The organism is Burkholderia sp. AU30198 (assembly GCF_020419825.1).
Classification (GTDB): Bacteria; Pseudomonadota; Gammaproteobacteria; order Burkholderiales; family Burkholderiaceae; genus Burkholderia.
Genome location: NZ_JAIZSA010000017.1, coordinates 114,129 through 137,129 on the forward strand (window position 1 = coordinate 114,129; position 23,001 = coordinate 137,129).

Annotated in this window: 21 protein-coding genes; 13 read left to right on the top strand and 8 right to left on the bottom strand. The window is 67.8% G+C overall.

Annotated features, from left to right (window positions below):
* Positions 1–6: 6 nt before the first annotated feature.
* Complete coding sequence (locus LGN19_RS30415; protein WP_226218851.1) at positions 7–1,350, top strand: MFS transporter; 1,344 nt, start codon at positions 7–9, stop codon at positions 1,348–1,350.
* Between the two features lie 102 nt (positions 1,351–1,452).
* On the top strand, positions 1,453–2,547 hold the full coding sequence (locus LGN19_RS30420) for a porin (RefSeq protein ID WP_226218853.1): 1,095 nt from the start codon (positions 1,453–1,455) through the stop codon (positions 2,545–2,547).
* 25 nt (positions 2,548–2,572) lie between these two features.
* On the opposite strand, the gene LGN19_RS30425 is transcribed toward LGN19_RS30420, so the two are convergent.
* On the bottom strand, positions 2,573–3,019 hold the full coding sequence (locus tag LGN19_RS30425; protein ID WP_226218855.1) for a hypothetical protein: 447 nt from the start codon (positions 3,017–3,019) through the stop codon (positions 2,573–2,575).
* 416 nt (positions 3,020–3,435) lie between these two features.
* Between LGN19_RS30425 and LGN19_RS30430 the strand changes: the two genes are divergently transcribed.
* Positions 3,436–5,619 (top strand): TonB-dependent siderophore receptor, encoded by a 2,184-nt coding sequence (locus LGN19_RS30430; protein WP_226218856.1) that lies wholly within the window; start codon positions 3,436–3,438, stop codon positions 5,617–5,619.
* Positions 5,620–6,107: 488 nt separating this feature from the next.
* Positions 6,108–7,310: a multidrug effflux MFS transporter gene (locus tag LGN19_RS30435; protein WP_226218858.1), complete on the top strand. Its 1,203-nt coding sequence runs from the start codon at positions 6,108–6,110 to the stop codon at positions 7,308–7,310.
* Between the two features lie 33 nt (positions 7,311–7,343).
* Here the strand turns inward: LGN19_RS30435 and LGN19_RS30440 are convergent, their stop codons facing one another.
* Positions 7,344–8,219 carry a LysR family transcriptional regulator gene (locus LGN19_RS30440; RefSeq protein WP_226218954.1) on the bottom strand — a complete coding sequence of 292 codons (876 nt, stop codon included), beginning with the start codon at positions 8,217–8,219 and terminating at the stop codon, positions 7,344–7,346.
* Between the two features lie 387 nt (positions 8,220–8,606).
* Between LGN19_RS30440 and LGN19_RS30445 the strand changes: the two genes are divergently transcribed.
* Genes LGN19_RS30445 through LGN19_RS30460 form a run of 4 tightly spaced genes read left to right on the top strand, consistent with a single transcriptional unit; the run spans position 8,607 to position 12,147 of the window.
* Positions 8,607–9,398, top strand: coding sequence for a transcriptional initiation protein Tat (locus LGN19_RS30445; protein ID WP_226218860.1), 792 nt, complete (start codon positions 8,607–8,609; stop codon positions 9,396–9,398).
* 8 nt (positions 9,399–9,406) lie between these two features.
* A complete protein-coding gene (locus tag LGN19_RS30450) occupies positions 9,407–10,468 on the top strand; it encodes a molybdate ABC transporter substrate-binding protein (protein WP_226218862.1) in 1,062 nt (353 codons plus the stop codon).
* Between the two features lie 60 nt (positions 10,469–10,528).
* On the top strand, positions 10,529–11,215 hold the full coding sequence (locus LGN19_RS30455; protein WP_226218864.1) for a c-type cytochrome: 687 nt from the start codon (positions 10,529–10,531) through the stop codon (positions 11,213–11,215).
* Entirely contained in the window at positions 11,212–12,147 is a 936-nt protein-coding gene (locus LGN19_RS30460; protein ID WP_226218866.1) for a c-type cytochrome, read from the top strand. Before LGN19_RS30455 ends, LGN19_RS30460 begins: the two co-directional genes overlap by 4 nt.
* A 52-nt stretch (positions 12,148–12,199) precedes the next feature.
* Here the strand turns inward: LGN19_RS30460 and LGN19_RS30465 are convergent, their stop codons facing one another.
* The 3 genes from LGN19_RS30465 to LGN19_RS30475 all read right to left on the bottom strand — a co-directional run bounded on the left by LGN19_RS30465 (position 12,200) and on the right by LGN19_RS30475 (position 16,322).
* The gene (locus LGN19_RS30465; RefSeq protein ID WP_226218868.1) at positions 12,200–14,122 is read right to left on the bottom strand and encodes an SMP-30/gluconolactonase/LRE family protein; all 1,923 of its coding nucleotides are present in this window, start codon (positions 14,120–14,122) and stop codon (positions 12,200–12,202) included.
* Between the two features lie 474 nt (positions 14,123–14,596).
* The gene (locus tag LGN19_RS30470; protein ID WP_226218870.1) at positions 14,597–15,028 is read right to left on the bottom strand and encodes a GFA family protein; all 432 of its coding nucleotides are present in this window, start codon (positions 15,026–15,028) and stop codon (positions 14,597–14,599) included.
* Between the two features lie 100 nt (positions 15,029–15,128).
* On the bottom strand, positions 15,129–16,322 hold the full coding sequence (locus LGN19_RS30475; RefSeq protein ID WP_122948001.1) for a porin: 1,194 nt from the start codon (positions 16,320–16,322) through the stop codon (positions 15,129–15,131).
* A 299-nt stretch (positions 16,323–16,621) separates the two neighbouring features.
* On the opposite strand from LGN19_RS30475, the gene LGN19_RS30480 reads away from it, so the two are divergent.
* The 4 genes from LGN19_RS30480 to LGN19_RS30495 all read left to right on the top strand — a co-directional run bounded on the left by LGN19_RS30480 (position 16,622) and on the right by LGN19_RS30495 (position 19,324).
* Positions 16,622–17,260: a LysE family translocator gene (locus LGN19_RS30480; protein WP_226218872.1), complete on the top strand. Its 639-nt coding sequence runs from the start codon at positions 16,622–16,624 to the stop codon at positions 17,258–17,260.
* A gap of 12 nt (positions 17,261–17,272) precedes the next feature.
* On the top strand, positions 17,273–17,809 hold the full coding sequence (locus tag LGN19_RS30485; protein ID WP_175222984.1) for a GNAT family N-acetyltransferase: 537 nt from the start codon (positions 17,273–17,275) through the stop codon (positions 17,807–17,809).
* Positions 17,810–17,924: 115 nt separating this feature from the next.
* Complete coding sequence (locus tag LGN19_RS30490; protein ID WP_122948005.1) at positions 17,925–18,659, top strand: metallophosphoesterase family protein; 735 nt, start codon at positions 17,925–17,927, stop codon at positions 18,657–18,659.
* Between the two features lie 53 nt (positions 18,660–18,712).
* Positions 18,713–19,324 (top strand): alpha/beta fold hydrolase, encoded by a 612-nt coding sequence (locus LGN19_RS30495; RefSeq protein WP_174961252.1) that lies wholly within the window; start codon positions 18,713–18,715, stop codon positions 19,322–19,324.
* Between the two features lie 78 nt (positions 19,325–19,402).
* Here LGN19_RS30495 and LGN19_RS30500 read toward each other — a convergent pair whose 3' ends face one another.
* Positions 19,403–20,725, bottom strand: coding sequence for an ATP-binding protein (locus LGN19_RS30500; RefSeq protein WP_226218874.1), 1,323 nt, complete (start codon positions 20,723–20,725; stop codon positions 19,403–19,405).
* Positions 20,722–21,462 (bottom strand): response regulator, encoded by a 741-nt coding sequence (locus LGN19_RS30505; RefSeq protein WP_034190595.1) that lies wholly within the window; start codon positions 21,460–21,462, stop codon positions 20,722–20,724. Before LGN19_RS30505 ends, LGN19_RS30500 begins: the two co-directional genes overlap by 4 nt.
* 227 nt (positions 21,463–21,689) lie before the next feature.
* On the opposite strand from LGN19_RS30505, the gene LGN19_RS30510 reads away from it, so the two are divergent.
* The gene (locus LGN19_RS30510) at positions 21,690–22,271 is read left to right on the top strand and encodes a thioredoxin family protein (protein WP_226218876.1); all 582 of its coding nucleotides are present in this window, start codon (positions 21,690–21,692) and stop codon (positions 22,269–22,271) included.
* Between the two features lie 55 nt (positions 22,272–22,326).
* Here the strand turns inward: LGN19_RS30510 and LGN19_RS30515 are convergent, their stop codons facing one another.
* Positions 22,327–22,965 (bottom strand): FMN-binding negative transcriptional regulator, encoded by a 639-nt coding sequence (locus tag LGN19_RS30515; RefSeq protein WP_226218879.1) that lies wholly within the window; start codon positions 22,963–22,965, stop codon positions 22,327–22,329.
* Between the last annotated feature and the right edge of the window lie 36 nt (positions 22,966–23,001).

The window sequence follows — 23,001 nt, forward strand, 5'->3', positions numbered from 1 at the left end:
TTTGACGTGAGCGCAAATATCCGCAATACGATCGATGCATCCCCGATGAGCGCGTTCCAGACGATGGCGGTCACGGCCTGCGTCGTGCTGAACATGCTCGATGGCTTCGATGTGCTGGCCGTCGCGTTTGCCGCGCCGCACCTGGCGGCCGAATGGAAACTGAGCGGCAAGGAAATCGGCCTGCTGTTGAGTGCCGGGCTGGCCGGCATGGGCATCGGCTCGGTGCTGATCGCGCCGCTGGCCGACCGCGTCGGCCGCCGCCGCATCATCCTGCTCTGCCTCGCCGTGATCTCGACCGGGATGCTCGCCTGCGCGGCCACGCACAGCACGCTGCAACTCGCCATCGCGCGTGCGTACACGGGGCTCGGCATCGGCGGCATGCTGGCGAGCCTGACCGTGATCAGCGGCGAGTACGCATCGAACAAATGGCGCAGCGCCGCGATCGGCATGCAGTCGACCGGCTACGCGATCGGCGCCACCGCCGGCGGCGTCATCGCCGGCTACCTGCTGTCGACGTGGGGATGGCGCAGCGTGTTCGCGTTCGGCGGCATCCTGACCTTGCTGGCGATCCCGATGGTACTCGCGCTGCTGCCGGAATCGCTCGATTTCCTGCTGGCGAGGCGTCCGGACAACGCGCTGCAGAAAATCAACCGCATCCTCGCGAGAATGAAGCGCGCACCGATCGACTCGCTGCCGATCGCGGCCTCGTCCACCGGCGCGGCGAGCCCAGCATCGAGCTGGACGGCCGTGCTGCGCGCACCGCTCGCGCGCCGCACGATCGCGCTGTGGATCGCGTTCTTCCTCGTGATGGGCAGCTTCTACTTCGTCGTGAGCTGGACGCCGAAGCTGCTGGTCCAGGCCGGGCTGTCGGCATCGCAGGGCGTCACCGGCGGGGTACTGCTCAACCTCGGCGGTATTGCCGGCGCGTCACTCTTCAGCCTGCTGTCGACGCGCTTCGGCCTGCGCAACCTGTTGGGCGCGACCCTGCTGCTCGGCGGCGCGCTGATGGTCGTGTTCGGCGCGAACACGGGCTCGCTCGGCATCGGGATGACCGTCGCGGTATTCCTCGGCGCGGTGATCAATGCGTGCGTGGCCGGCATGTATGCGCTGTCGCCGACGCCGTACCCCGCCGAAATCCGCACGACCGGCATCGGCCTCGCGGTCGGCATCGGCCGCCTCGGCGCGATCCTGTCGCCGATGACGGTCGGTGCGCTGCTGGACGACGGCTGGTCCGTATCCCATCTCTATCTCGCGTTCCTCGTGCCGATGGCCGGCGCGGCAATCGCCGTCGTCATGGCGGGCTCGCGTGCGGCGGCGCCGCGCCGGCAACACGATCCGGCGATCTCGTAACACGCGACGCCTGCAGTCCTGCCGATACGCGTCGGCATTCCGGATCCGCCCGGTTCAATAAAAAAATCGATAAGCATATCTACATACTGTTTGGAGACAGCCATGAAAACGAAACTGGGCGTCGCACTCGCGACGGCAATGGCGCTGGCCGGACCGGCCTGCGCGCAAAGCAGCGTCACGCTGTACGGGATCATCGATACCGGCGTGTCCTACTACAACAACGCCGCGCACGGCGGATCGTTCACGGGCATGCCGACGCTGACCGGCGAAGTGCCGTCACGGTGGGGGCTGCGAGGCACGGAGGATCTCGGCGGCGGCTACCAGGCCTTCTTCGTGCTCGAAAACGGTTTCCAGCCCGGCACCGGTGCACTGAACTACGGCGGGCGCCTGTTCGGGCGACAAGCGAACATCGGCGTGAACAGTCCGTTCGGCACGCTGACCCTCGGCCGCCAGATGAACATGTCGATGATCGTGCTGACCAATGCCGACGTGATCGGCCCGTCGATTCACTCCATGGCGGATTTCGATTCCTATCTGCCGAACGCGCGCAGCGACAATGCGATCGGCTACAAGGGCACGTTCCACGGCGTGACGCTCGGCGCCACTTACAGCTTCGGCCGCGACGCGGCCGGGCCGGCAGGGCCGTCGGCGACGGGCTGCGCCGGACAGGTGCCCGGTGACATCGTCGCCTGCCGCCAGTACACGGCGATGCTCGCGTATGACGCGAGCAACTTCGGGCTCGCCGCGTCGCACGACGTGATGCGCGGCGGCGGCGGCGCGCTGGCCCCGCTGAACAATCCGGCGTACACCGACACGCGCGACATCGTCGCCGGCTACGTGAAGATCGGCCCCGCGAAACTGGGTGCCGGGTGGATCCGCCGCAACCTCGCGGCGGCCGAACACCTGCAGGCCGATGTCGTGTTCGCCGGCGGCACGTACTACGCGACGCCCTACCTCGCGCTCGACCTTCAGGGCGTCCGCTACCTGCAGCGCCGCGAAAACAGTGAAGGCGGCACGAATGCCACGCTGCTCGTCGGCCGCGCGAACTATTTCCTGTCGAAGCGGACGACCGTCTATACGTCGGTGGGTTACATGTTCAACAGCACGCTGGCTGCGAACGCGGTCGCTGCCGGCGGGACGGTCGGGACCGGGATGAACCAGCTCGGCGTGATGGCCGGCATCCAGCAGAAGTTCTGAACGCCGGACACCGCACCAGCGCAGGTCAGTTGGCAAGCCGGCAGTGCGTGAGCTTCAACCCCGGCAGCACGGGCGCATCGATATAGCCTTCGTTCACGCAACTGAAGCGGAACCCCGCCGACGTGACGAACGGCTTGATTTCGCCGCCGGGGAATTTCGGCTTCAGTGCATCCTGGTCGGCCACGTCGAAATGCGTGTCGAACTGCTCGCCGTCCCTCGTCAGCGCGCCGAAATAGGTGCCGCCCGGATCGCTGCCCATCCGGATCACGGCGCCGACGAACACGAGGCGCTTGCCGTCGTACTTCGTCTTCGCGGCGGCCATGTCCTGCGTATAGGCCTCGATCACGGCGCCGTAATGCGCATCGATCGCGGGCTCGGTGTCCGACGCGGCGCAGGCGGTCTGGTAAACGCCCGCCAGCATCGTGCATGCCGCAAGCGCGGCCGCCGCGAACGGCGCGGAAATCTTTTTCATGGGTGGTCTCCCGTCTAGCGTGGTGGTTGAAGTGATTGAATACGGCGCTTCGCCGGCTGCCCGGCGCAACGCCCGATGAATTCGCTTCCGTTGCTTTAGTCGTTCGAATGGCGGAACACGGCTGCGATCACTTCTCCACCCGCATGGTCGTGTGCGGTGCGCAGCGTCGCGCTGAACGCGACGTGACAGGAAGATGACATGGTGCGGCCCCCGGCTCTCTCATTGAATTTCACTGCGTCTGATTTTGGTCGCTAAGGTAGCAGACGGCCGACGGCCCGGCAACCAACGCCCGCATGCCGCCGATCACCTCATTACAATTGCAAATGATTCTCATTACATATATTATTCACCCCCTGGTCGCGGTGGAACGCCGCGGCCCGCGACACGATCCTTAGTACTCCGTCCTGCATCGATTCATGCCATCCCGTCGAACGCCCCACCGCGCCCGGACCTTGCGTCCGTGGCGCACGAGCCTGCCTGCCCTGATCACCCTGTGCGTCGCGAGCGGCACGCATGCGTCCGCCGCCGAACGCGCCGACGCCGAACCCGCCGCCTCTGCTTCCACGCCCGCGCCGCCGGCCGCGCGCGAACTCCCGGCCATCAGCGTCAGCGCATCGGCAACCGCCGATCCGACGATCGGCTACCAGCCGCGCACCACGAGCATCGCCGGCGGCGACAACCGTTCGATCAAGGAGATTCCGCAATCGGTCGCGGTGGTCAGCAGCAGCGTGATGCAGGACCAGCAGGCGCGCTCGCTCGACGACGTGCTCGGCAACATCAGCGGCGTCACGCAGACCAACACGCTCGGCGGCACGCGCGACGCGTTCATCAAGCGCGGCTTCGGGTCGAACAACGACGGCTCCGTGCTCGTCGACGGCGTGCGCACGCCGGTGCTGCACAGCTATCTCGCGACGATCGACCGCGTCGAAGTGCTGAAGGGCCCGGCGTCGCTGCTCTACGGGATGCAGGATCCGGGCGGCGTGATCAACCTCGTCACACGCAAGCCGGAAGACACGTTCAGCGGTTCGATCTCGGCCTCGCGCACGAGCCACGGCGGCAGCAGCGCGACATTCGATCTGACGGGTCCGCTCGGCAAGCCGGGCCAGGTCGCGGGCGGCACGCTCGCGTTCCGGCTGACCGGGCAATACGACACGAGCCGATACTGGCGCAGCTTCGGCCGCCAGCGCGATGCCTTGATCGCACCCGCGCTGTCGTGGCACGACGCGAACACGTCGATCGACGTCAGCTACCAGTACGTCGACTACACGACGCCATTCGATCGCGGCACCGTGCTCGTGAACGGCCAGCTCGACGATGCGCTGCGCTATCGCCGCTACGAAGAAGCGTGGTCGCAGAGCACCGGCATCCAGGAAACGCTGCGCGCGCGCATCGAGCACCGCTTCTCCGATGCGTGGCGCGTGCGCGCGACCTACGGCTGGGGCCGCGATCGCTACGATCAATACATCACGCGCGCCACCGCGTTCAACAGCACGACCGGCGCACTGACGCGCTCGTCCGACGCGAACCTCGGGCGCAACGATTCCGACCAGATCGCGACGCTCGGCCTGCTCGGCAACGTCACGCTCGCCGGGATGAACCACGCGATCTACATCGGTGGCGAATACGAGCGGCAGCGCAGCTTCCGCGGCGACACAATCCGCGGCAAGGCAACCAAGGGCTTCAATCTTTACGATCCCGTGTACGACCTGCTCGCGCCGGGCGGCACGCCCAACCCGAAGCAGAGCGACTCGCGCTCGGTCGTGCATGCGTATTCGACGATCGTGCAGGACTCGGTGAAGCTCACCGACCGGCTCACCGCGGTGGGCGGGCTGCGCTGGGAAAACTGGCAGCAGGAATCGGGGATGGGCCGGCCGTTTGCGTTCGCCGATCGCTCGCGCGGCAACGTGTGGCTGCCGCAGTTCGGGCTCGCGTATGCGCTCACGCCCGCGCTGACCGCCTACGCGAACGTGAGCCGCTCGTTCAAGCCGAACGTCGCCACGAACGTCGCCGCGCCGCTCGCGCCGGAATACGGCCGCGTGCTCGAGGCCGGGCTGAAATTCAGCCTGAAGCCGGCGATCACCGGCACGCTCGCGGTCTACCAGATCGACAAGCGCAACGTGGCGGTCACGGTCGGCGATCTGACGTCGACGATCGGCACCGCGCGCTCGCGCGGGATCGAACTCGACGTCGCGGGGCAAATCACGCGGCATCTGAGCGTGATCGGCAGCTATGCGTATACGAACGCGACCGATCGCGACAGCAACACGCCGCTCGTCAACGTCGCGCGCCACACGGGCAGCCTGTTCGCGGTGTACGACACGGCGATCGCGAACCTGCCCGGCCGCTGGCGCTTCGGCGGCGGCGCACGTCTCGTCGGCGCACGCTCCGGCGACACCGCGAACAGCTTCACGCTGCCCGGCTACGTGACCGTCGACGCGTTCGCGGCCTACGAAACGACGATCGGCAAGTTCCCGACGCGCTTGCAGCTCAACGTGAAGAACCTGCTCGACAAGACCTACTACCCGTCGAGCAACAACAACCTGATCGTCGCGGTCGGCGAGCCGCGGCTCGTCACGCTGACGACGACGGTGTCGTTCTGAGGTTCTGATCTCCTGACGCGCGCGTGGGTGGGCCGGCAAGTGGCGGCCCGCGCGCAAACCCGCGTCAGCGGCCGCGCTCGACGCGCAGCCGCTCGCCGCGCCTCTCCTCGGCGCACCATCCCGGCCGCTTCACACTCGATCGATGACGGCAAACCCGCGCGCGTTGTGCCGGACAACAACGCGGCGCCGGAACATCGCGCGATCATCCGGCGAATCAAGCACGACCGCGAAGCACCTCGTTGCTCGCCGCCAACACCCGCGCCGGATTCCTCTTGACCCGCGTTCCGCGCGACACCCGGCGCCGCCCCGCACAAGCCTCCCGCCCCCGCGCTTCGACGCCCGCAAAAATGCATCCAAGCGATGCAATTCCGCCCGCTCCCGAACCGCATCGCACGCCGTAAGATCGCCTCCGGCCTTTTCCCAGGGCCGCTCGATGCGCGTCGTCATCTCCATCCGTTCACGCGCTCCGCCACCACCATCCAGCGAACATGTCCAACTTCTCACTCATCCTCGTCGTCTCCATGCTGAGCGCCTTTGGCCTGATCGCGTCCGACGTCTACCTGCCCGCGATGCCGTCGATGGCTCATGAGTTTTCGATCGGCGCATGGCAGATGCCGCAGACGGTATCGGCTTACCTGATCGCGCTCGCCTGTGCGCAACTGTTCTACGGCCCCCTCTCCGATCGATGGGGACGCAAACCCGTGCTGACGGCCGGCATCCTCGTGTACATCCTCGGCTCGATCGGCTGCGCAAACGCCGGCGGCTTCGCGAGCTTTCTCGGCTGGCGCGTCCTCGAAGCCCTCGGCGCGGCGTCCGGCCTCGTCATCGGTCGCGCGATCATCGCCGACACCTGCGACAAGAAGGCATCCGCGAAGGTCTACAGCATCGTGTATCCGCTCGTGTCGCTGTCTCCGGCGATCGCCCCCGCAATCGGCGGATATCTGGCGGCGTGGTTCGGGTGGCGGAGCGATTTCATCTTCGTCGCGGCGTTTGGCGTCGTCGCGCTCGTGCTCGTCCAGCTTCTCCTGAAGGAAACGCGGCCTGCCGTCACGCCGGGGCAACATCGTGCCGTGCCGCTGGCCGGCTTCGCCGACGTGCTCGGGGATCGGGCATTCATCCGGTACACGCTCGTCGTCTGCGCGATCTATTGCGCGTGGTTCGTCTACCTGACGCAGTCGCCGTTCATCTTCTCCGGCATTGGCCTGTCGGAACAGCAAAGCGGCTGGCTCTATCTGCCGCTGACCGCGGGCATCATTTCCGCCAACATGCTCTCGCGCCGCATGCTCGACCGGATGTCCTACGACGCGATCGTCGTGGCCGGCGTCGGCTGCTTCGTGGCCGGCGGCATCGCGTTCGCCCTGTGCGAGTCGTCGCACGTCAAAGGCATCATCGCGATCGTCTTGCCGATGTTCCTCGTCAGCCTGTCGAACGGATCGTCGCTGTCGCTCGCCGTGTCGGGCGCCATCGCGAGCGAACATGGGCGCGCGGCCACCGCGTCCGGGCTCGTCGGCTTCTTCCAGATCGGCAGTGCGTCGCTCGCGGCCACCGTGTCCAGCGGCCTGCTCGGTACCGGCAGCCACGTGCTGGCGACGGCCATTCCTTTCTTCGCGATCGTCGCGGCAGTCGCGATCGTGCCGCGCTGGTATGCCGCGCGACGCATACTCACGATGCGTAAAACCCAGCCCCGTTGAGCAAGATGCCCCGTACCGGCGAGCTCCCGGCCGCTATCGATAGCGATCGAACGAAGCAGCGATCTCGGCGGTGACCGCCCGAACGCGCGCCGTCCGGTTCAGGTCCGTATGCGACACGAGCCAGACCTGATACGGCGCGGCGCGCGTCCTGTCGGGCCAGATTCGCACGAGCGAATCGTCTTCTTGCGCCATATACACGGGGAGTTCGCCGATGCCGATGCCCGACCGGATCGAGGTCGCCAGCATCAGGCTCGAACTCACTTGCGCAGCGATGCGCCCGCGTTCCATCGGTTCGCCGCACAGCGTGTGCGCCTGATTGGACGTGATGGAAGGCTGGTAGACGACCAGGTCATGCCCGTCGAAAGCCGATCCGATCGCGGGCGCGCCATGTGCATCCAGATACTCGCGGCTCGCAAACAGCCCGACCTCCCACTCGGCCAGCTTCCGGCGGACGAGATCGGGGTTTTCCGGCATCACGGTTCGGATCGCGAGATCCGCATCGCGCCGGGTCAGGTTCAGTACCTGCACGGACGTCGTCAGGATCACATGTATCGCGGGGCATGTCCGCCGCAACACCCGTATCGCGGGAATGACGAAATCCATCGCCAGGGAATCGGTCGTCGTCACCCGAACCTCGCCTTCGAGCCGGTCGTCCGAGCCGTGGACGCGCCGCTCGAAGTCACTTGCCGCTTGCTCCATCGCTTCCGCGGCCTGCAGCGAATGCTCGCCGATCGGCGTCACGACATAGCCGGACGACGTCTTGAGAAACAGCTTCGCGCCCAGCGCTTTCTCCAGCGCCGTCAGGCGTCGCCCCACAGTGGCCTGATCGACATCGAGCACGACAGCGGCCTCGCGCAGCGTCCCGGCGCGATGAACTGCCAGAAACACGCGGGCATCGTCCCAGTTCATGGTTAACGTTCTCTCTCGGTAAAGCATGTTTGCATTCGTGGGGGGAAATTATACAAGTCGATCCTCTACTCCTCATCTCAGATAATCAGTCATCCATATCAATACGGTGAGAAATTTGCCGACAAAAACCGGAGCCGTCCGCTGGAAGACCTCGACAACCCGGCGATCCCCAACAGGCCCGTTGCAACATTCGAACCGATGGTGGTTGCGCCGCTCCCCCCGCCCTCGCCCGCCCGCCGAATCATCAGACCCTCGAATATCTCCCATCCGATATCGCGATTTTCCGTATCGAGCGCGCACCGCGTAGACTGGCTACGCATTCGCGACGCCGCATCGTCGTACGGCAACGCGACGCGCCCCCACAAAAACGATTCCGGGAGATAAGCCATGTCCGACCGGCATGCGCGCCGCGGCGCGCTCAAGACCCTCGGCCTCGCGGCCGGCACCGCGCTGCTCGCCGCCGCGCGCCCCGCTCACGCCGCCGCGCCCGAAACCGGTGCGCTGCTGCCCGGCGGCGCCACGCACCTCGCCGACCTCACGCGCCGCCTCGCGGCCGCACCCCGACGGCGCGACTTCAAGACGGTGCCGATGATCCTCGAACGCCCCGACCAGTGGGATCACGCGGCGCTCGCCGAAGTGACCGGCTACCGCGGCGGCCCGAAGCAGGTGTGGGACAACACCGAACTCGGCGGCCCGTGGCTGAACCTGATGCGCAATTCGCTGAACGCGCAGATCTGGTCGTTCCGCCATCCGGATTTCCTCGTCGTATCGGCCACGCACGGCAGCGCGCATCTCGCGCTGTTCGACCAGGCCGCGTGGGACAAATACGGCCTCGCGAAATTTGCCGGCGCCGCATTCCCGACCAACACGCTGCTCGACGCGAAGCCCGCGCAATCGAAGGAGGCGCAAGACCACGAGTTGCCCGACGGCGCGTTCTCGTCGCACGACAACAGCCTCGCCGCGCTGCAGCAGCGCGGCGTCGTGTTCCTGTCGTGCCACAACGCGATCTGGGAACTCGCGGAACGGCTCGACGGCGCGAACGCGAATCCCGACAAGCTGCCGCTCGATGCGCTTGCGGCCGACCTGACCAACCACGTGATCCCGTCGGCGATCGTCACGCCCGGCGCGGTCGGCACGCTGCCCGAACTGCAGCAGGTCGGCTTCACGTACGCAAAATGACCCCCGCGATGACATCGATCCCCATGCAACCGCCATCGCCGCCGCGCCGCCGTCGGCGCACGCTGCGCGCCGTGCTGGCCGCGTGGCTCTGCTGCGCATCGGCGCTGTCGCTCGCCGCGCCCGCCGCCGGCGCCGACGCGACCGTCTTTCCGCCGTGGCAGGACGGCCGCAACAATGACGCGACGCACCGTGGCCTCGAATTCACGGTGCCGCAGGTCGACGTGCTCGCCGATTTCCACGGCGACCTCACCGCGCCGAAGCTCGTGCTGTTCGTCGGCGGCAACTATTTCTTCGCGATGGCGCCGCTCGTCGCGAAGTTCGAGGAAGACCATCCCGAGTATCGCGGCCGCATCTACTGGGAAACGATCCCGCCCGGCCTGCTCGTGAAGCAGATCCAGGCGGGCGGCACGATCACCGTCGGCAACATGACGTGGACGGTCAAGCCCGACGCGTATTTCGCGGGCCTCGGCAAGATCAACGGGCTGATCGCGGACGGCACGCTCGCCGGCCCGGCCGTGCCCTATGTGACGAACCAGCTGACGATCATGGTGCGCGCCGGCAATCCGAAGCGGATCGCGTCGCTGAACGACCTCGCGCGGCCCGACGTGCAGCTTGCGATGCCCAATCCGGCGTTCGAAGGCGTCGCGCGGCAGATCCGCGCGTCGCTCGTGAAGGCCGGCGGCGACGGGCTCGCACGTACCGTCTACGACGACAAGGTGCGCACCGGCACGACCGAGCTCACGCACATCCACCATCGGGAAACCGCGCTGTTCCTGATGCAGGGTCGCGCGGACGCGGGCGTGCTGTGGCAATCCGAAGCGGCGTTCCAGGAACAGGTCGGGCATCCGCTGATGCACATCGACATTCCGGCCGAGCAGAATACGACGGCGATCTATGCGGGGGCGATGGTGAAGGACGCGCCGCATCCGGAAGCCGCGCGCGCATGGCTCGCGTTCATCCGGTCGCCGGAAGCGTTCCGGATTTTCCAGCGCTACGGCTTTGGCCGCTACGATGCGGCGACACCGGCGCAGCACCTCGCGCCGGAGCAGAAGCAGCCCGACGCGGGCTGACCGCGCGGCCGCGCCGGCAGTCCGGCGGCGCGCACGCGACCGACAACAAGGAGGGGACACGTGAACGATACGGTGGACACACCGCGACGCCGGTTCGCACCGCTGCTGCTCGCGGCGGCGGCGCTGCTGGCCGGCCACGCGCGCGCGGACGACGCGACGCTCGGCAAGACGATCGCGACACAGGGCACGACGACGGGTGTCGCCGCGTGCATCGGCTGCCACGGCAGCCAGGGCGAAGGCAACGCGGCGGCCGGCTTCCCGCGCCTCGCGGGCACCCACGCCGCGTATCTGTCCGCGCAGCTCACCGCGTTCGCGGACGGCAGCCGCCAGAACCCGGTCATGCAGCCGCTCTCGACACTGCTGACGCCGCACGAGCGCGATGCGGTATCCGCGTACTTCGCGAGCCTGCCCGCGCCCGCCGGCATCGTCGCAGCCGACGACACGTCGATCGCTCCGGCGAACACCGGCGCGTGGCTCGCGACGCGCGGGCGCTGGTCGCAGGGCCTGCCCGCGTGCGCCCAGTGCCACGGCCCCGGCGGCCTCGGCGTGGGCACCGCGTTTCCGCCGCTCGCGGGCCAGCCCGCCGCGTACATTGCCGGTCAGCTGAACGGCTGGAAACACGGCACGCGCCCGCCCGGGCCGATGGCACTGATGCCGGCGATCGCCGGCAAGCTGTCCGACGCCGACATCGACGCGGTGGCCGCGTACTACGCGCGCGGCGGCGCAGCACAAGGAGACAAGCCATGACCGAACGCACGACGCTGATCCGCCGCGCCCGCGCGGCCCTGCTCGGCGCGGCCTGGATGCCCGCGCTCGCATTTGCGGCCGCGCCGCAGGATGCGCCGGCCGCCGCGGCCGCACCCGCGCCTGCCACGACGGCGACGGCGGCCAAACCCTTCGCGCCGCCCGCCGAATCCGCGATACCCGCCGACGAGTTCGGCAAGACCGTGAAGCTCGGCGAGCAGATCTTCCTGCACACGCCCGAATTCGCGGGCAAGTACGTCGGCAACAAGCTGACCTGCGCGAGCTGCCACCTCGACGCGGGCCGCCGGCCCGATTCGAGCCCGATGTGGGCCGCGTACCTGCTGTATCCGGCGTACCGCAGCAAGAATGGCCACGTGAACACGTTCGCCGAGCGCCTGCAGGGGTGCTTCCGCTACAGCATGAACGGCAAGGCGCCGCCGGCCGGCGACCCGATCCTCGTTGCGCTCGAAACCTATTCGTACTGGCTCGCGAAGGGCGCGCCGGTCGGCACGAAGCTGCCGGGGCAGGGTTTCATGAAGCTGCCGCCGCCCGCGCAGAAAGCGGACTATGCGCGCGGCGCCGCCGTCTACACGCAGCACTGCGCGCTGTGCCACGGCGCGGACGGCCAGGGGCAGTCGAGCGGCGGCAAGGCGGTCTTCCCCGCGCTGTGGGGCGCGCGGTCGTTCAACTGGGGCGCGGGGATGGGCGACATCCGCAATGCAGCCGGCTTCATCAAGGCCAACATGCCGCTCGGGCTCGGCGGCACGCTGACCGATCAGGAGGCATGGGACGTCGCGACCTTCATGGACAGCCACGAGCGTCCGCAGGACCCGCGCTTCACGGGCTCGGTGCAGGACACGCGCGCGAAGTTCCACGATTCGCCCGATTCGATGTACGGGCTCAGCGTGAACGGGCGCGTGCTCGGCGCACCGTGACGCAGGCGCCGTGCCGGCCATCCGGCCCGCACGGCCTGCACTGCTTGCGCATTCACGGATGCCAGCGATACACGATCATGCTCGTGCCGTTGTAGTTGTCCTTCGTGATCACGTATTCGCCGGTCGAGCGCAGGTACGCGCGGATCCCGTACATCGAGTCGACGTCGTTGCCGACGTCCATCGCCGACGTGTTCGAGTTGGTCAGCGTCGTCACGAGCGCACCCGTGTTGAGATCGAACACGTCGACGTTCGGCACTGTGTGCACGTAGCCGACGAACAGGTAGTGGCCGGCCGCCGCGATCGATTTCGGGTTCGCGCTGGTCAGGTTGATCACCGGGTTCGGCGCGGTCGTGTTGCCGCTCTTCCAGCCGTGATAGACCTCGATGTGCCCGTTCATCGCGGTCCAGTCCCAATTGTTCGCGAGGCCCTGCGCGAGAATCATCGTGTCGCTGTCCGACTGGTAGACGATCCGCGTGGTCGGCGCCACGGTGCTCGGCACGGGCGTCGTCACCGGCTTGCCCCATGAAGGCTTGCCGGTCGCGTCGAAGCCCGTCATCGGGTAGCGGGTAATCGCGTTGGAGCCGTTCAGCCCGGCCCATACGTCACCGTTGCCGTCGATGTCGAAACCGGTCGTGACCTGCAGCGTCGTGTTGAACGGCTTGCCCGGCAGCGAGCCGGCCGGATTCGCGATATAGCCGGTGGCCGGCGTGAAGTAATAGAAATTGAAGTTGCCGGGGTTCTGGCCCGACGCGACGAGAATCCGGTTGCCGCCGACCGTCACGAGCTGGCCGAAGTGCTGGCCGCGCTGGTAGTCGTTCATGTCGAGGCGCGGATCCTTCGGGTAGGTGAATGGGTCGACCGTGTTCGCGACGAACGTGCCGCCCGCCGAGCCCGTATAGACGTTGTTGCCGCTGTAGAAGAACGCGCCGTCGGTTGCCGGGTCGGGCGCAGCGATCGCCTCGAAGTTCAGCGCCTGCAGCTTCCATTGCAGCGCGCCCGTCGGGCTGTATGCATGCAGGTCGGTGCTGCCGTTGCGCCCGAGATCCCAGCCGCCGCCCCACGCGTTGTTGAGCACGTACAGGTTGCCGCCCGAATCCTTGCCGATGCCGACCACGCGCGTGAAGCGCTTGTCGCCGACCTGCCCCTTGATGCCCGAGGTCGTGTCGAGATAGCCGCCCTGCACGCCGAACGTGCCGATCTGCTGCGGCAACCCGGCGAGGCTGTAGATCTTGACGTTCATGTCGCGGCCCTGGTCGCCCACCAGCAACTGCCCCGTCGACGCGTCGAAATACAGCGCCGACGGCCGCGCGCCGGCCGCCATCTGGATCGTGTTCATCAGCGTGCCGGTCGCGCTGTACTGCACGACCACGCCCGCGCTCATGCGCGCGACCCACAGGTTGCCCGCCGCATCGAGCGCCAGCGCACCGGGGCCGTTCACGCCGATGTCGCGCTGCCAGACGCCTTCCGTCGTGTACACGCGCACGCGGTTGCCGTAGAAATCGCTTGCATACAGCAGGTTGCCGGCCGTCGCGAGGCCGGTGATCACGTCCGGGTTCGGGAGGCCCGTCCACGTGCTGACCGGGATGCGCAGGTCACGCTTGTTCGTGCTGCGATCGTAGCGGCCCACCGAGCCGCTGCCGAAGGTGCGGTTGTAGCCGAGCGCGACGAAGATCGACGTCGCGTTGCCGGTAATCGCGCCGCCCTGGAATTCGTCGTGGATGCCGATCGTGCCCATCGGCTGGCCGTTCTGGTAGAGCGCGACGCCGCCCGCGTTCTCGTCCCAGCGCGACGCCGTGTAGATCACGCCCTCGGGCGCGACCCACATCGAGCGCGCCGCATTGCCGACGTGCTGGGCCAGCGTGCCGTACGTGTTCGCGAGCCAGTCGGTCGAGTATTGCACCTGCGCGTGACTCGCCGGCGCCAGCATCGCCACGCACATTCCCAGCAACGCCGCCCGAATTTGTTTCATTGACATGAATAATTCTCCCGAACGTTCAATTGTCGACACTGTAAATCGCGGCGCATGAAATATTGGTGATTCCGGCTAAAGCGCATTCGCCGTCACCCCGAATTATTCACGCCGTTCCTTTTGCCGTCCGGCGCTTTCCGTCAACGATGGTCAAGCCCGCTCACCGCGCCGCAGCGGCTTGCCGGCCACACGATTTCGGCGCTTTTTCCCCGGCATTTTCTTCCGGGTCGATCCATGCGAATGCGTCATTTTTTCTGAAATGCCCGCATTGCCTTTTTCATTCCCCGGAGACGGACTCGATGATTACAAATCGAAATTAAAATGAAAGGGAAAAAATATTATCCGGCGCAATCGCGTTGTCGCGATTCAGCGCAGCGGCATGCGGCGGAAGAAAGGGAGGAAAGCAGGAAGGGAAAAGCGGGAGACCGTGAAGCAAACCGGAACCGCGCGCCGGCCATGCCGGCACGCGGCCGCGATCGTTCAGCTCGCGTCGTCGAGCGTCGGGCCGTCCCAGCCGTCGACGAATTTCGGCAGCGCGTCGACGACGTCGATCACGCGCTGCCGGTAGAACAGGTGCATCGTCGGCTGCAGGTCGCCGGGCAACTGCCCGCCGTGCGCACGCGCGGCCAGGCTGTTCGGCACGACGCGCATGCCAAGCCGGTTGGTGCCGAACACGATCTCGCCGCACGACGCGCAGTACGTGCGCGACATCAACTTCGCCGGATGCGGGAACGTCGCGCTACCGCCTTCGACAGCCACCTGCTCGGGCGGCCACGCGGTCGCGGACAGCACCGGCGTGCCGTAGAAATCGCGGCAGGTCGCGCAATGGCAGTTCGCGCGCGCCGCCGGCTCGCCGCGCAGCGTCACGGTGACGCTGCCGCACAGGCAACTCGCGGAGTGTGTTCTGGTCATGTCGTCTCCTCGAAAAAAGGAGGCGACAGTATAGAAGCATGCGTGCAACGTTGCCGGCATCGAGCGCGGGCAACGTTGCGTCCGCAACGATCGCTGCGCGTCAGAACTTCTGGCGCAGGCCCAGGCTGACGATGGCCTGCGACCGCGAATCGGACGAGTGGCCGTTCGCCTTGTCGGACACCGACGCGGTCGCGGCCACCGGCCGGCCCAGCGCGTCGAGCGTCATGCCCGACGCATGCTGGTACGCGCCGAGCAGGTACACGCTGGTGCGCTTCGACAGGTCGTAGACGGCGCCGAGCGTGACGTTGTGATACTGCGCGCGGTCGTCCACGCCATCGACATCGCTGCCGCGCGTGTAGCTGTAGCCCGCGAACAGTTGCGTCTGCGGGCGCACGTTCCAGCGCGTGAACACGCCCGCGACGTTGAACGTCGCGTGGCCCGTGAACAGCGACTGGCCGCCGCTGCGGTACTGCACGTTGCTGTAGTTCACGCCGACGACGGCCGGGCCGAAGTCGTAGGTCGCGCCGGTCGCGATGATCTGCTGCGATTGCGCGCTCGCATAGCCTTCGTTGATCGACGAGTTGAACAGCCCGTCGTCGGTGCTCTGCCACTTGCCGGTCGTCGGATCGGTCGCGCCCGTCTTGCTGTTGTCCGAACGCTCGAAACCGACCCCGACGCGCAGCGGGCCCGCCGCGTACCCCGCGCCGACGCTCCACGTGTTGCGCTGCTTCATGCTGCCCGGCTGGCTGCCGAAGCCGTACAGCGCGCCGAACGTGAAGCCCGAGTAGTTGGCGCTCGTGTACTTGATCGAGCTGTCGACACGCGCGGTCTGGTCGAGGTCGTCGATATCGCCCGGGTGCGCGCCGAAGCCGCCGATGTACGACGACGGGCCGACCGGGCTCACGAAGTCGTCGAGCGACGTGTACTGGCGGCCGAGCGAAACCGTGCCGTAGCGGTCGCTGCCGAGGCCGACGAACGCCTGGCGGCCGAACTGGCGGCCGCCCTGGCCCGACGTGCCGTTCGTGATGTCGAAGCCGTTCTCGAGGACGAACAGCGCGCGCATGCCGCCGCCGAGATCCTCGGAACCCTTGATGCCCCAGCGGCTGCCGGACAGGTTGCCGGTCGTGAGCGCGACGTCCGAATGGCCCGTGTACGCGCCCGCCGAGCCGACCCGCTCGTTGCTGCGATAGGTCACGCCTGCATCGACGATGCCGTACAGCGTGACGGAGCTTTGCGCGGCGGCGATGCCCGCGAGCGAGAGCAGCAGCGGGGCTGCGATCAGTTGCTTGTTCATGATTGTCGTGTCTCCGGGCGGTGAACCCGTTGTTCTGGCTGTCAGTTGCGAGTAGCGCGCGGGCGACGAGAACCACCGGCGGGCGAGGCCGGCGACGCGCGCGCGACGACGCGGCGGGCATGCCCGCTGCGGCCGTCATGGTAAATGGAACCGGTTCCGGTCGAAAGTGGAATAATGAAAACAGTTCATTTCCAAAATCGAGATAGTCGAACGGTCGGCCGTGTGCGCGGTGCGCCGCCCTGTACAGCCCGGGCGGGCGCAGCCGATAATCGAACGCGCCGTCCATCGGGAGTGCCTTCATGCATGAAACGACCTTGCTGATCTTCGCCGCCGTCGCCTTCGTCGGTATCGCGACACCCGGCCCGACCGTGCTGCTCGCACTGACCAACGGCTCGCGCTACGGCGTGCGCCGCGCGGCCTACGGCTTCGCGGGCGCGATGCTGTCCGATTTCGTGCTGATCGTCGCGGTCGCGCTCGGCCTCGGCGCGCTGCTGATGGCGTCGGCGTTCTGGTTCTCGGTGGTGAAGTGGCTCGGCGCCGCGTACCTCGCCTATGTCGGCATCCGGCTGCTGATGTCGAAGGGCTCGCTCGACGTCGCCGCCGCCGCGCACGCTGGCGCGGCATCCGGAGGGCGCAACGCGTCGATCTTCGCGAAGAGTTTCCTCACTGCGGTGACGAACCCGAAGGGCTATCTGTTCTTCTCCGCCTTCCTGCCCCAGTTCCTCGATCCGTCCGCGCCGCTCGCGCCGCAATACGTCGCGCTCGCGGTCACGTTCGCGCTGCTCGACGGCGCGGTGATGTTCGGCTACGCGCTGCTCGGCGCACGCGCGGTGCGGCTGCTGAAGCGCGCGGGTGCGCTGTGGCTCGAACGCACCTGCGGCGCGATGCTGCTCGCGCTCGCCGGGTCGCTCGCGCTGTACCGGCGTCATGCGGCGTAGGAGCGGATACCGATGAGAATCGCTGCACCGCCCCGCTCCGGCTTTCCCGGCCTGTCGCTCCGCCAGCTCGAACGCGCCGACCTCGACGCGTGGCACGCGTACCTGACGAACCCCGACGTCTTCCGCCACACGAGCTGGAACCTGCGCTCGCCCGACGATCTGCTGCCGCTGTTCGACGCCATCGAGTCGGCCGACCCGGATTCGATCCGGCGCCTTGCCGTGATCGACGACGCATCGGGCGCGCTCGCCGGGACGATCGGCCTGCATACCGTGTCCACCGTGAACCGCTCGGCGGAGATCGCATACGATCTCGCGCCGTCGCACTGGGGGCGAGGAATCGCGAGCGCGCTGTGCGCGGCCGTCACCGCGTGGGCATTCGCGGACGGCGGCTTCATGCGCATGCAGGGCGTCGTGCTGACCAGCAACGCGGGCTCCGCGCGCGTGCTGCAAAAGTGCGGCTACCGCTACGAAGGGCTGTTGCGCGCGTACAAGATGGTGCGCGGCACGCCGGGCGATTTCGCGATGTACGCGCGCCTCGCGACCGACTGACGCGCCCCCCGCGGTTTCACGTCAGACCGCTCACGGCTGGCTGCGCAGGCGCCCGCCATTGGACGGCCTGCGCCGAATTGGCGACAATCGCCGTTTCCGTCCACGACGATCCGCCATGAAAATCGCCGCGCTGTCCGACATCCACGGCAACCTCGCCGCACTCGACGCGGTGCTCGACGACGTCCGCCGCCGCGGTGCCGACGTGATCGTCAATCTCGGCGACATCCTGTCGGGCGCGCTCCACCCGGCCGAAACGGCCGACCGCCTGATCGCGCTCGACCTGCCGACCATCAAGGGCAACCACGAACGGCAACTGCTCACCGGCGAGCGCGAGTCGATGCGGCTGTCGGATCGCTGGGCGCATGACACGCTGCGCGCCGATCATCTCGACTGGATCGCCGCGCTGCCCGAACGCGCGATGCTCGGCGACGACGTGCTGATGGTGCACGGCACGCCCGACAGCGACCTCGTCTATTTCCTCGAAACGGTCACGCCCGACGGCTGCCGTGCGGCCACGCCCGATGAAATCGCGCAGCGCGCGGGCGACGCGCCGGCGTCGCTGATCCTGTGCGGTCACACGCACATCCCGCGGACGGCGAAGCTCGACGACGGCCGGCTGATCGTCAACCCGGGCAGCGTCGGGCTGCAGGCGTACGCGGACGACCTGCCGCATCCGCACCGCATCGAGACGGGTTCGCCGCACGCGCGCTACGCAATGGTGTCGCGCACGGCGGCCGGCTGGAACGTCGAATTCCATGCGGTCGAATACGACTGGCACACGGCTGCGGCCACCGCGGCCACGCGCGGCCGCGACGACTGGGTCGTCGCACTGCGCACTGGCCGTTGCTGACACGCCCGCCCCATCATCCCGCTTCACTTCGTTCACCGGAAAACCGCACCGCCATGCCCGTTCCGTCGCAACTGCTTTTCCTGCCCGGCGCATCGGGCAGCACCGCCTTCTGGCAACCGCTCGCCGGGCTCCTGACGCATCCGGCCGAGCGCCGGATCGTCAGCTATCCGGGCTTCGGCGACACGCCGCACGATCCGGCCGTCGACGATTTCGACAGCCTCGTGCGTCGTGTGCTGGACATGATCGACCGGCCGACCGCCGTGATCGCGCAATCGATGGGCGGCGTGATCGCGATGCGCGCGGCGCTCGACAAGCCTGGACTGATCACGCACCTCGTGCTGACGGTCACGTCCGGCGGACTCGACATGGCAGGGCTCGGCGCGCAGGACTGGCGCACCGGTTTCGCGGAAGCCAACCCGCAGCTTCCCGACTGGTTCCTGACGTTCCGGGCCGACCTGTCGCAGGAGATCGGCCGCATCGCGCAGCCGACGCTGCTGCTGTGGGGCGACGACGATCCGATCAGCCCCGTCGCGGCCGGCCGGCGCCTGCTCGAACGGTTGCCCGATGCGCAGCTGCACGTCGTGCCGGGCGGCCGGCACGATCTCGCGGCCGTGCATGCGGCCACGCTCGCACCGCTCGTCGATGCGCATCTGCAGCGCGTGTGACGTCGCGCGTTTCAACTGCAACGTCAGCTACGGTTTCAACACAAACCCGAAACCGCGCCGCTCACGCGCCGCATCACATCACCCCGCATTCCTCAACGTGAGCCGCGCTTCCAGCCCACCGCCGTCCGTCCGGTTATTCAGCGTGAGCGTGCCGCCCATCGCGAGCGCAAGTTGCCGCGCGATCGCAAGACCGAGCCCCGTGCCGCCCGTCTCGCGGTTACGCGACGTCTCCACGCGCCGGAACGGCTCGAACACCGCGTCGAGCTGATCGTCCGGAATGCCGGGCCCGCGGTCGAGTACGGCGATCACCGCGCCGCCATCCGGCGCGGCATGCACGTCGATCTCGGCCGCGCCCGCGAACTTCAGCGCGTTGTCGACGAGGTTGCCGACGATACGCCGCAGCGCCTTCGGGCGCGTGACGAGCGCAAGCGGCGCACGGCTGTGCAGCGCGACGTCCTGCCCCGCATCCGTGTAGTCGCACACGATGCTGTCGAGCAGCGCATCGAGATCGATGCGGCGCGCGGCCTCCTCGGTGCCGTGCAGCGTCCGCGCGTACGCGACGCCCTCCTTCACCAGGTGCTCCATCTCGAGCAGGTCCTGGCGCAGCTTCGCGCCCTGCGTGTCGTCGTCCATCATGTCGGCGCGCAAGCGCATCCGCGTGATCGGCGTCTGCAGGTCGTGCGAGATCGACGCGAGAATCTGCATGCGCTCGGCCATGTACTGCGCGATACGATCCTGCATCGCGTTGAACGCCCGGGCGGCGCGCGCGACTTCCGACGGCCCGCCCTCGCTCAGCCGCTCGCCCTTCAAGTCGGGGCCGAGCGCATCGGCGGCCTGCGCGAGCTGCTTGAGCGGCCGCGTCGCGAGCCGCACCGCGAGCCAGCAGCACGCGGCCAGCACCGCGAGCTGCAGCACGAGCACGACCGGCAGCCAGCCCGACAGCGGCACCGTCGACATCGGATGGATGTCGATCGTCAGCGGCGACCCGTCGGTCAGGCGCAGATGCACCTGCAGATGTTCGCGATCGCCGGGAATCGCGTTCGCGGTCAGCGGGTAGTCGCCGCCGATGCCGTCCGAGATCGACCGCTCGACGCGCGCCGACAGCCGCGCTTCCGGCGGCGTGCCGGTCTCGCCGGGCCCGAGGATGAACGCATAGCTGCGCCGCGCGAGGCGCGGCAGCCACGCGGCCCGCTCGGCGGGCGGCAGGTGGTCGAGCAGCGCGACCGAGCTTGCGACCTCGCGCTCGATGTAGCCCATCATCAGGTTGGTGGTCGCCTGGTCGCGCTCGGTCACGGTGAGCCAGAACGACAGCGTCTGCGCGAGCACGAGGCCCACGCACAGGATCAGCGCGAGCCGCGCGAACAGCGAGCGCGGCCAGTGCCACGGCATGCGCGCGCTCATGGCGTACCGTCGACGGCGGTCACGGCCGACGAGAACACATAGCCCTCGTTGCGCAGCGTCTTGATGTAGCGCGGTTCGCGCGCGCCGTCGCGCAGGCGCTGGCGCAGCCGGCTCACGAGCAGGTCGATCGACCGGTCGAACGGATCGGACTGCCGCCCCTGCGTGAGATTGAGCAACTGGTCGCGCGTCAGCACGCGCTGCGGGTTGTCGAGGAACACGCGCAGCAGCCGGTATTCGGCGCCGCTCAGCGCGACCAGCGTGCCTTCCGCATCGAGCAGATGGCGCCCGGTCGTGTCGAGCCGCCATTCGCCGAACGCGAGCATCTCCGCGGTTTCCGTCACCTGCATGCCGGGCGGCAGCATGCGCGCGCGGCGCAGCACCGAGCGGATCCGCGCGAGCAGCTCGCGCACCGCGAACGGCTTGGCCAGGTAATCGTCGGCGCCCATCTCGAGGCCGATGATGCGGTCGGTTTCCTCGCCGCGCGCGGTCAGCATCAGCACGGGCACCGTCCGGAACTTGCCGGCGCGCAGGTCGCGGCACAGCGTGAGGCCGTCCTCGCCCGGCATCATCAGGTCGAGCACGATCAGGTCGGGCGCGCCGTCGTCCAGCACGTTGCGCATCTCGCGGCCGTTCGCGGCCAGCGACACGCGCATGCCGTTCTTCTCCAGATAGTCCGCGATCAGTTCGCGGATCGCGCGATCGTCGTCGACGATCAGCACGTGGTCGATCTTGTCCATGAGTCGTTGTCGGTGTCGAGGTAGTCGGGCAGGCAATGTCCGCTTTTATACCGCACGGCGGGCATGCGTTTGTATCCCAATGTATCGCGTCGCCGCGACGACACACAACATTGCACACGCGTGGCTCGCCGGACACATCGCAGATACGTCGGCGCCGCCTAATGGGGCCTGTCGAAACCCGTCCGGCCGCCGCCACCGAGCCGCGGCCTCCCGCTCAGGAGAACGCCATGCTGCCCCGACTCAAGATCGCCACCCTCGTCATCGCCCTGGCCGCCACGGCCGGGCTCGCCGCCTTCGCGGGCACCCGCGACGACGCGGGCATGCCGGCCTCGCAGGCCGGTACGGCGGCGCCCGATTTCACCGGAATCGACCGCTGGCACAACAGCGCGCCGCTGACACTCGGCCAGTTGCGCGGCAAGGTCGTGCTCGTCGATTTCTGGACGTACTCATGCATCAACTGCATTCATACGATTCCGTACGTGAAGGAGTGGGACCGGAAGTATCGCGACCAGGGGCTCGTCGTGGTCGGCGTGCATACGCCCGAGTATCCGTTCGAGCGCGACGCGGGCAACGTCGCCGATGCGATCAAGCGCTTCGGCATCCGGTATCCGGTCGCGCAGGACAACCGCTACGACACGTGGCGTGCGTACGGCAACCAGTACTGGCCCGCGCTGTACCTGATCGACGCGAACGGGAAGGTCGTCTATACGCGCTATGGCGAAGGCGAGTACGACAAGACCGAGGCCGCGATTCGCGGCGCGCTCGCGCAGGCCGGCGAAGGCGCGAAGGGCACGGTGCGCACGCAGTAACGGGCCGGCGCGCGGGCGTGGCGCTTGCCCGCGCGTTCCTGCCTGTCGAAGGCGCTTACCCGCGCTTCGCGTCGGCCGCCTCGACCATCGCCTCCCCGATCGCGAGGTTGCCGTTGGCGACCAGCGCATCACCGGCGCCGCGGATATCGGCCTCGTCCTTGTTCTGCCCGAGCTTGCGCTTGCCGACGAGCCGCGTGATTTCGATCTGCAGCCCGACGATCGACTGCAGCATCTCGTCGAGATAATCCGTCGGCGCATCGCCCATCTTCCACGGCACCGGCTGCGATGCCTCGTGCGTGCGCGTCAGCCGCGCGACCACGCCGCGCACGAACTTCTCGTCGTCGCGCACCGTGATGCGGCCGTGCGCATGCACGACCACGTAGTTCCACGTCGGCACCTGCCGGTGCGCCACATGCTTGCTCGGATACCAGGTCGGCGAGATATACGCGTCCCCCGCGCGGAAGATCACGAGCACCTCGTCGCCGTTCGCAACGTCCTGCCAGACCGGATTCACGCGCGCGACGTGCGCATGCAGTTCGCCGAGCCCGCCGTCGCTGGGCAGCAGCTCGAACGGAATATGGTTCGCGTCGAGCCCGCTCTTGCCGTGCGTGATCAGGCTGCCGAACGGATGCTGCACGATCAGCTCGCGCAACGCGTCGGGGTTGGATTCGTTGAATTCGGCGGGTACGTACATGTCGGCTCCACGGTCGTGTGGGGGTTGGAATGGATC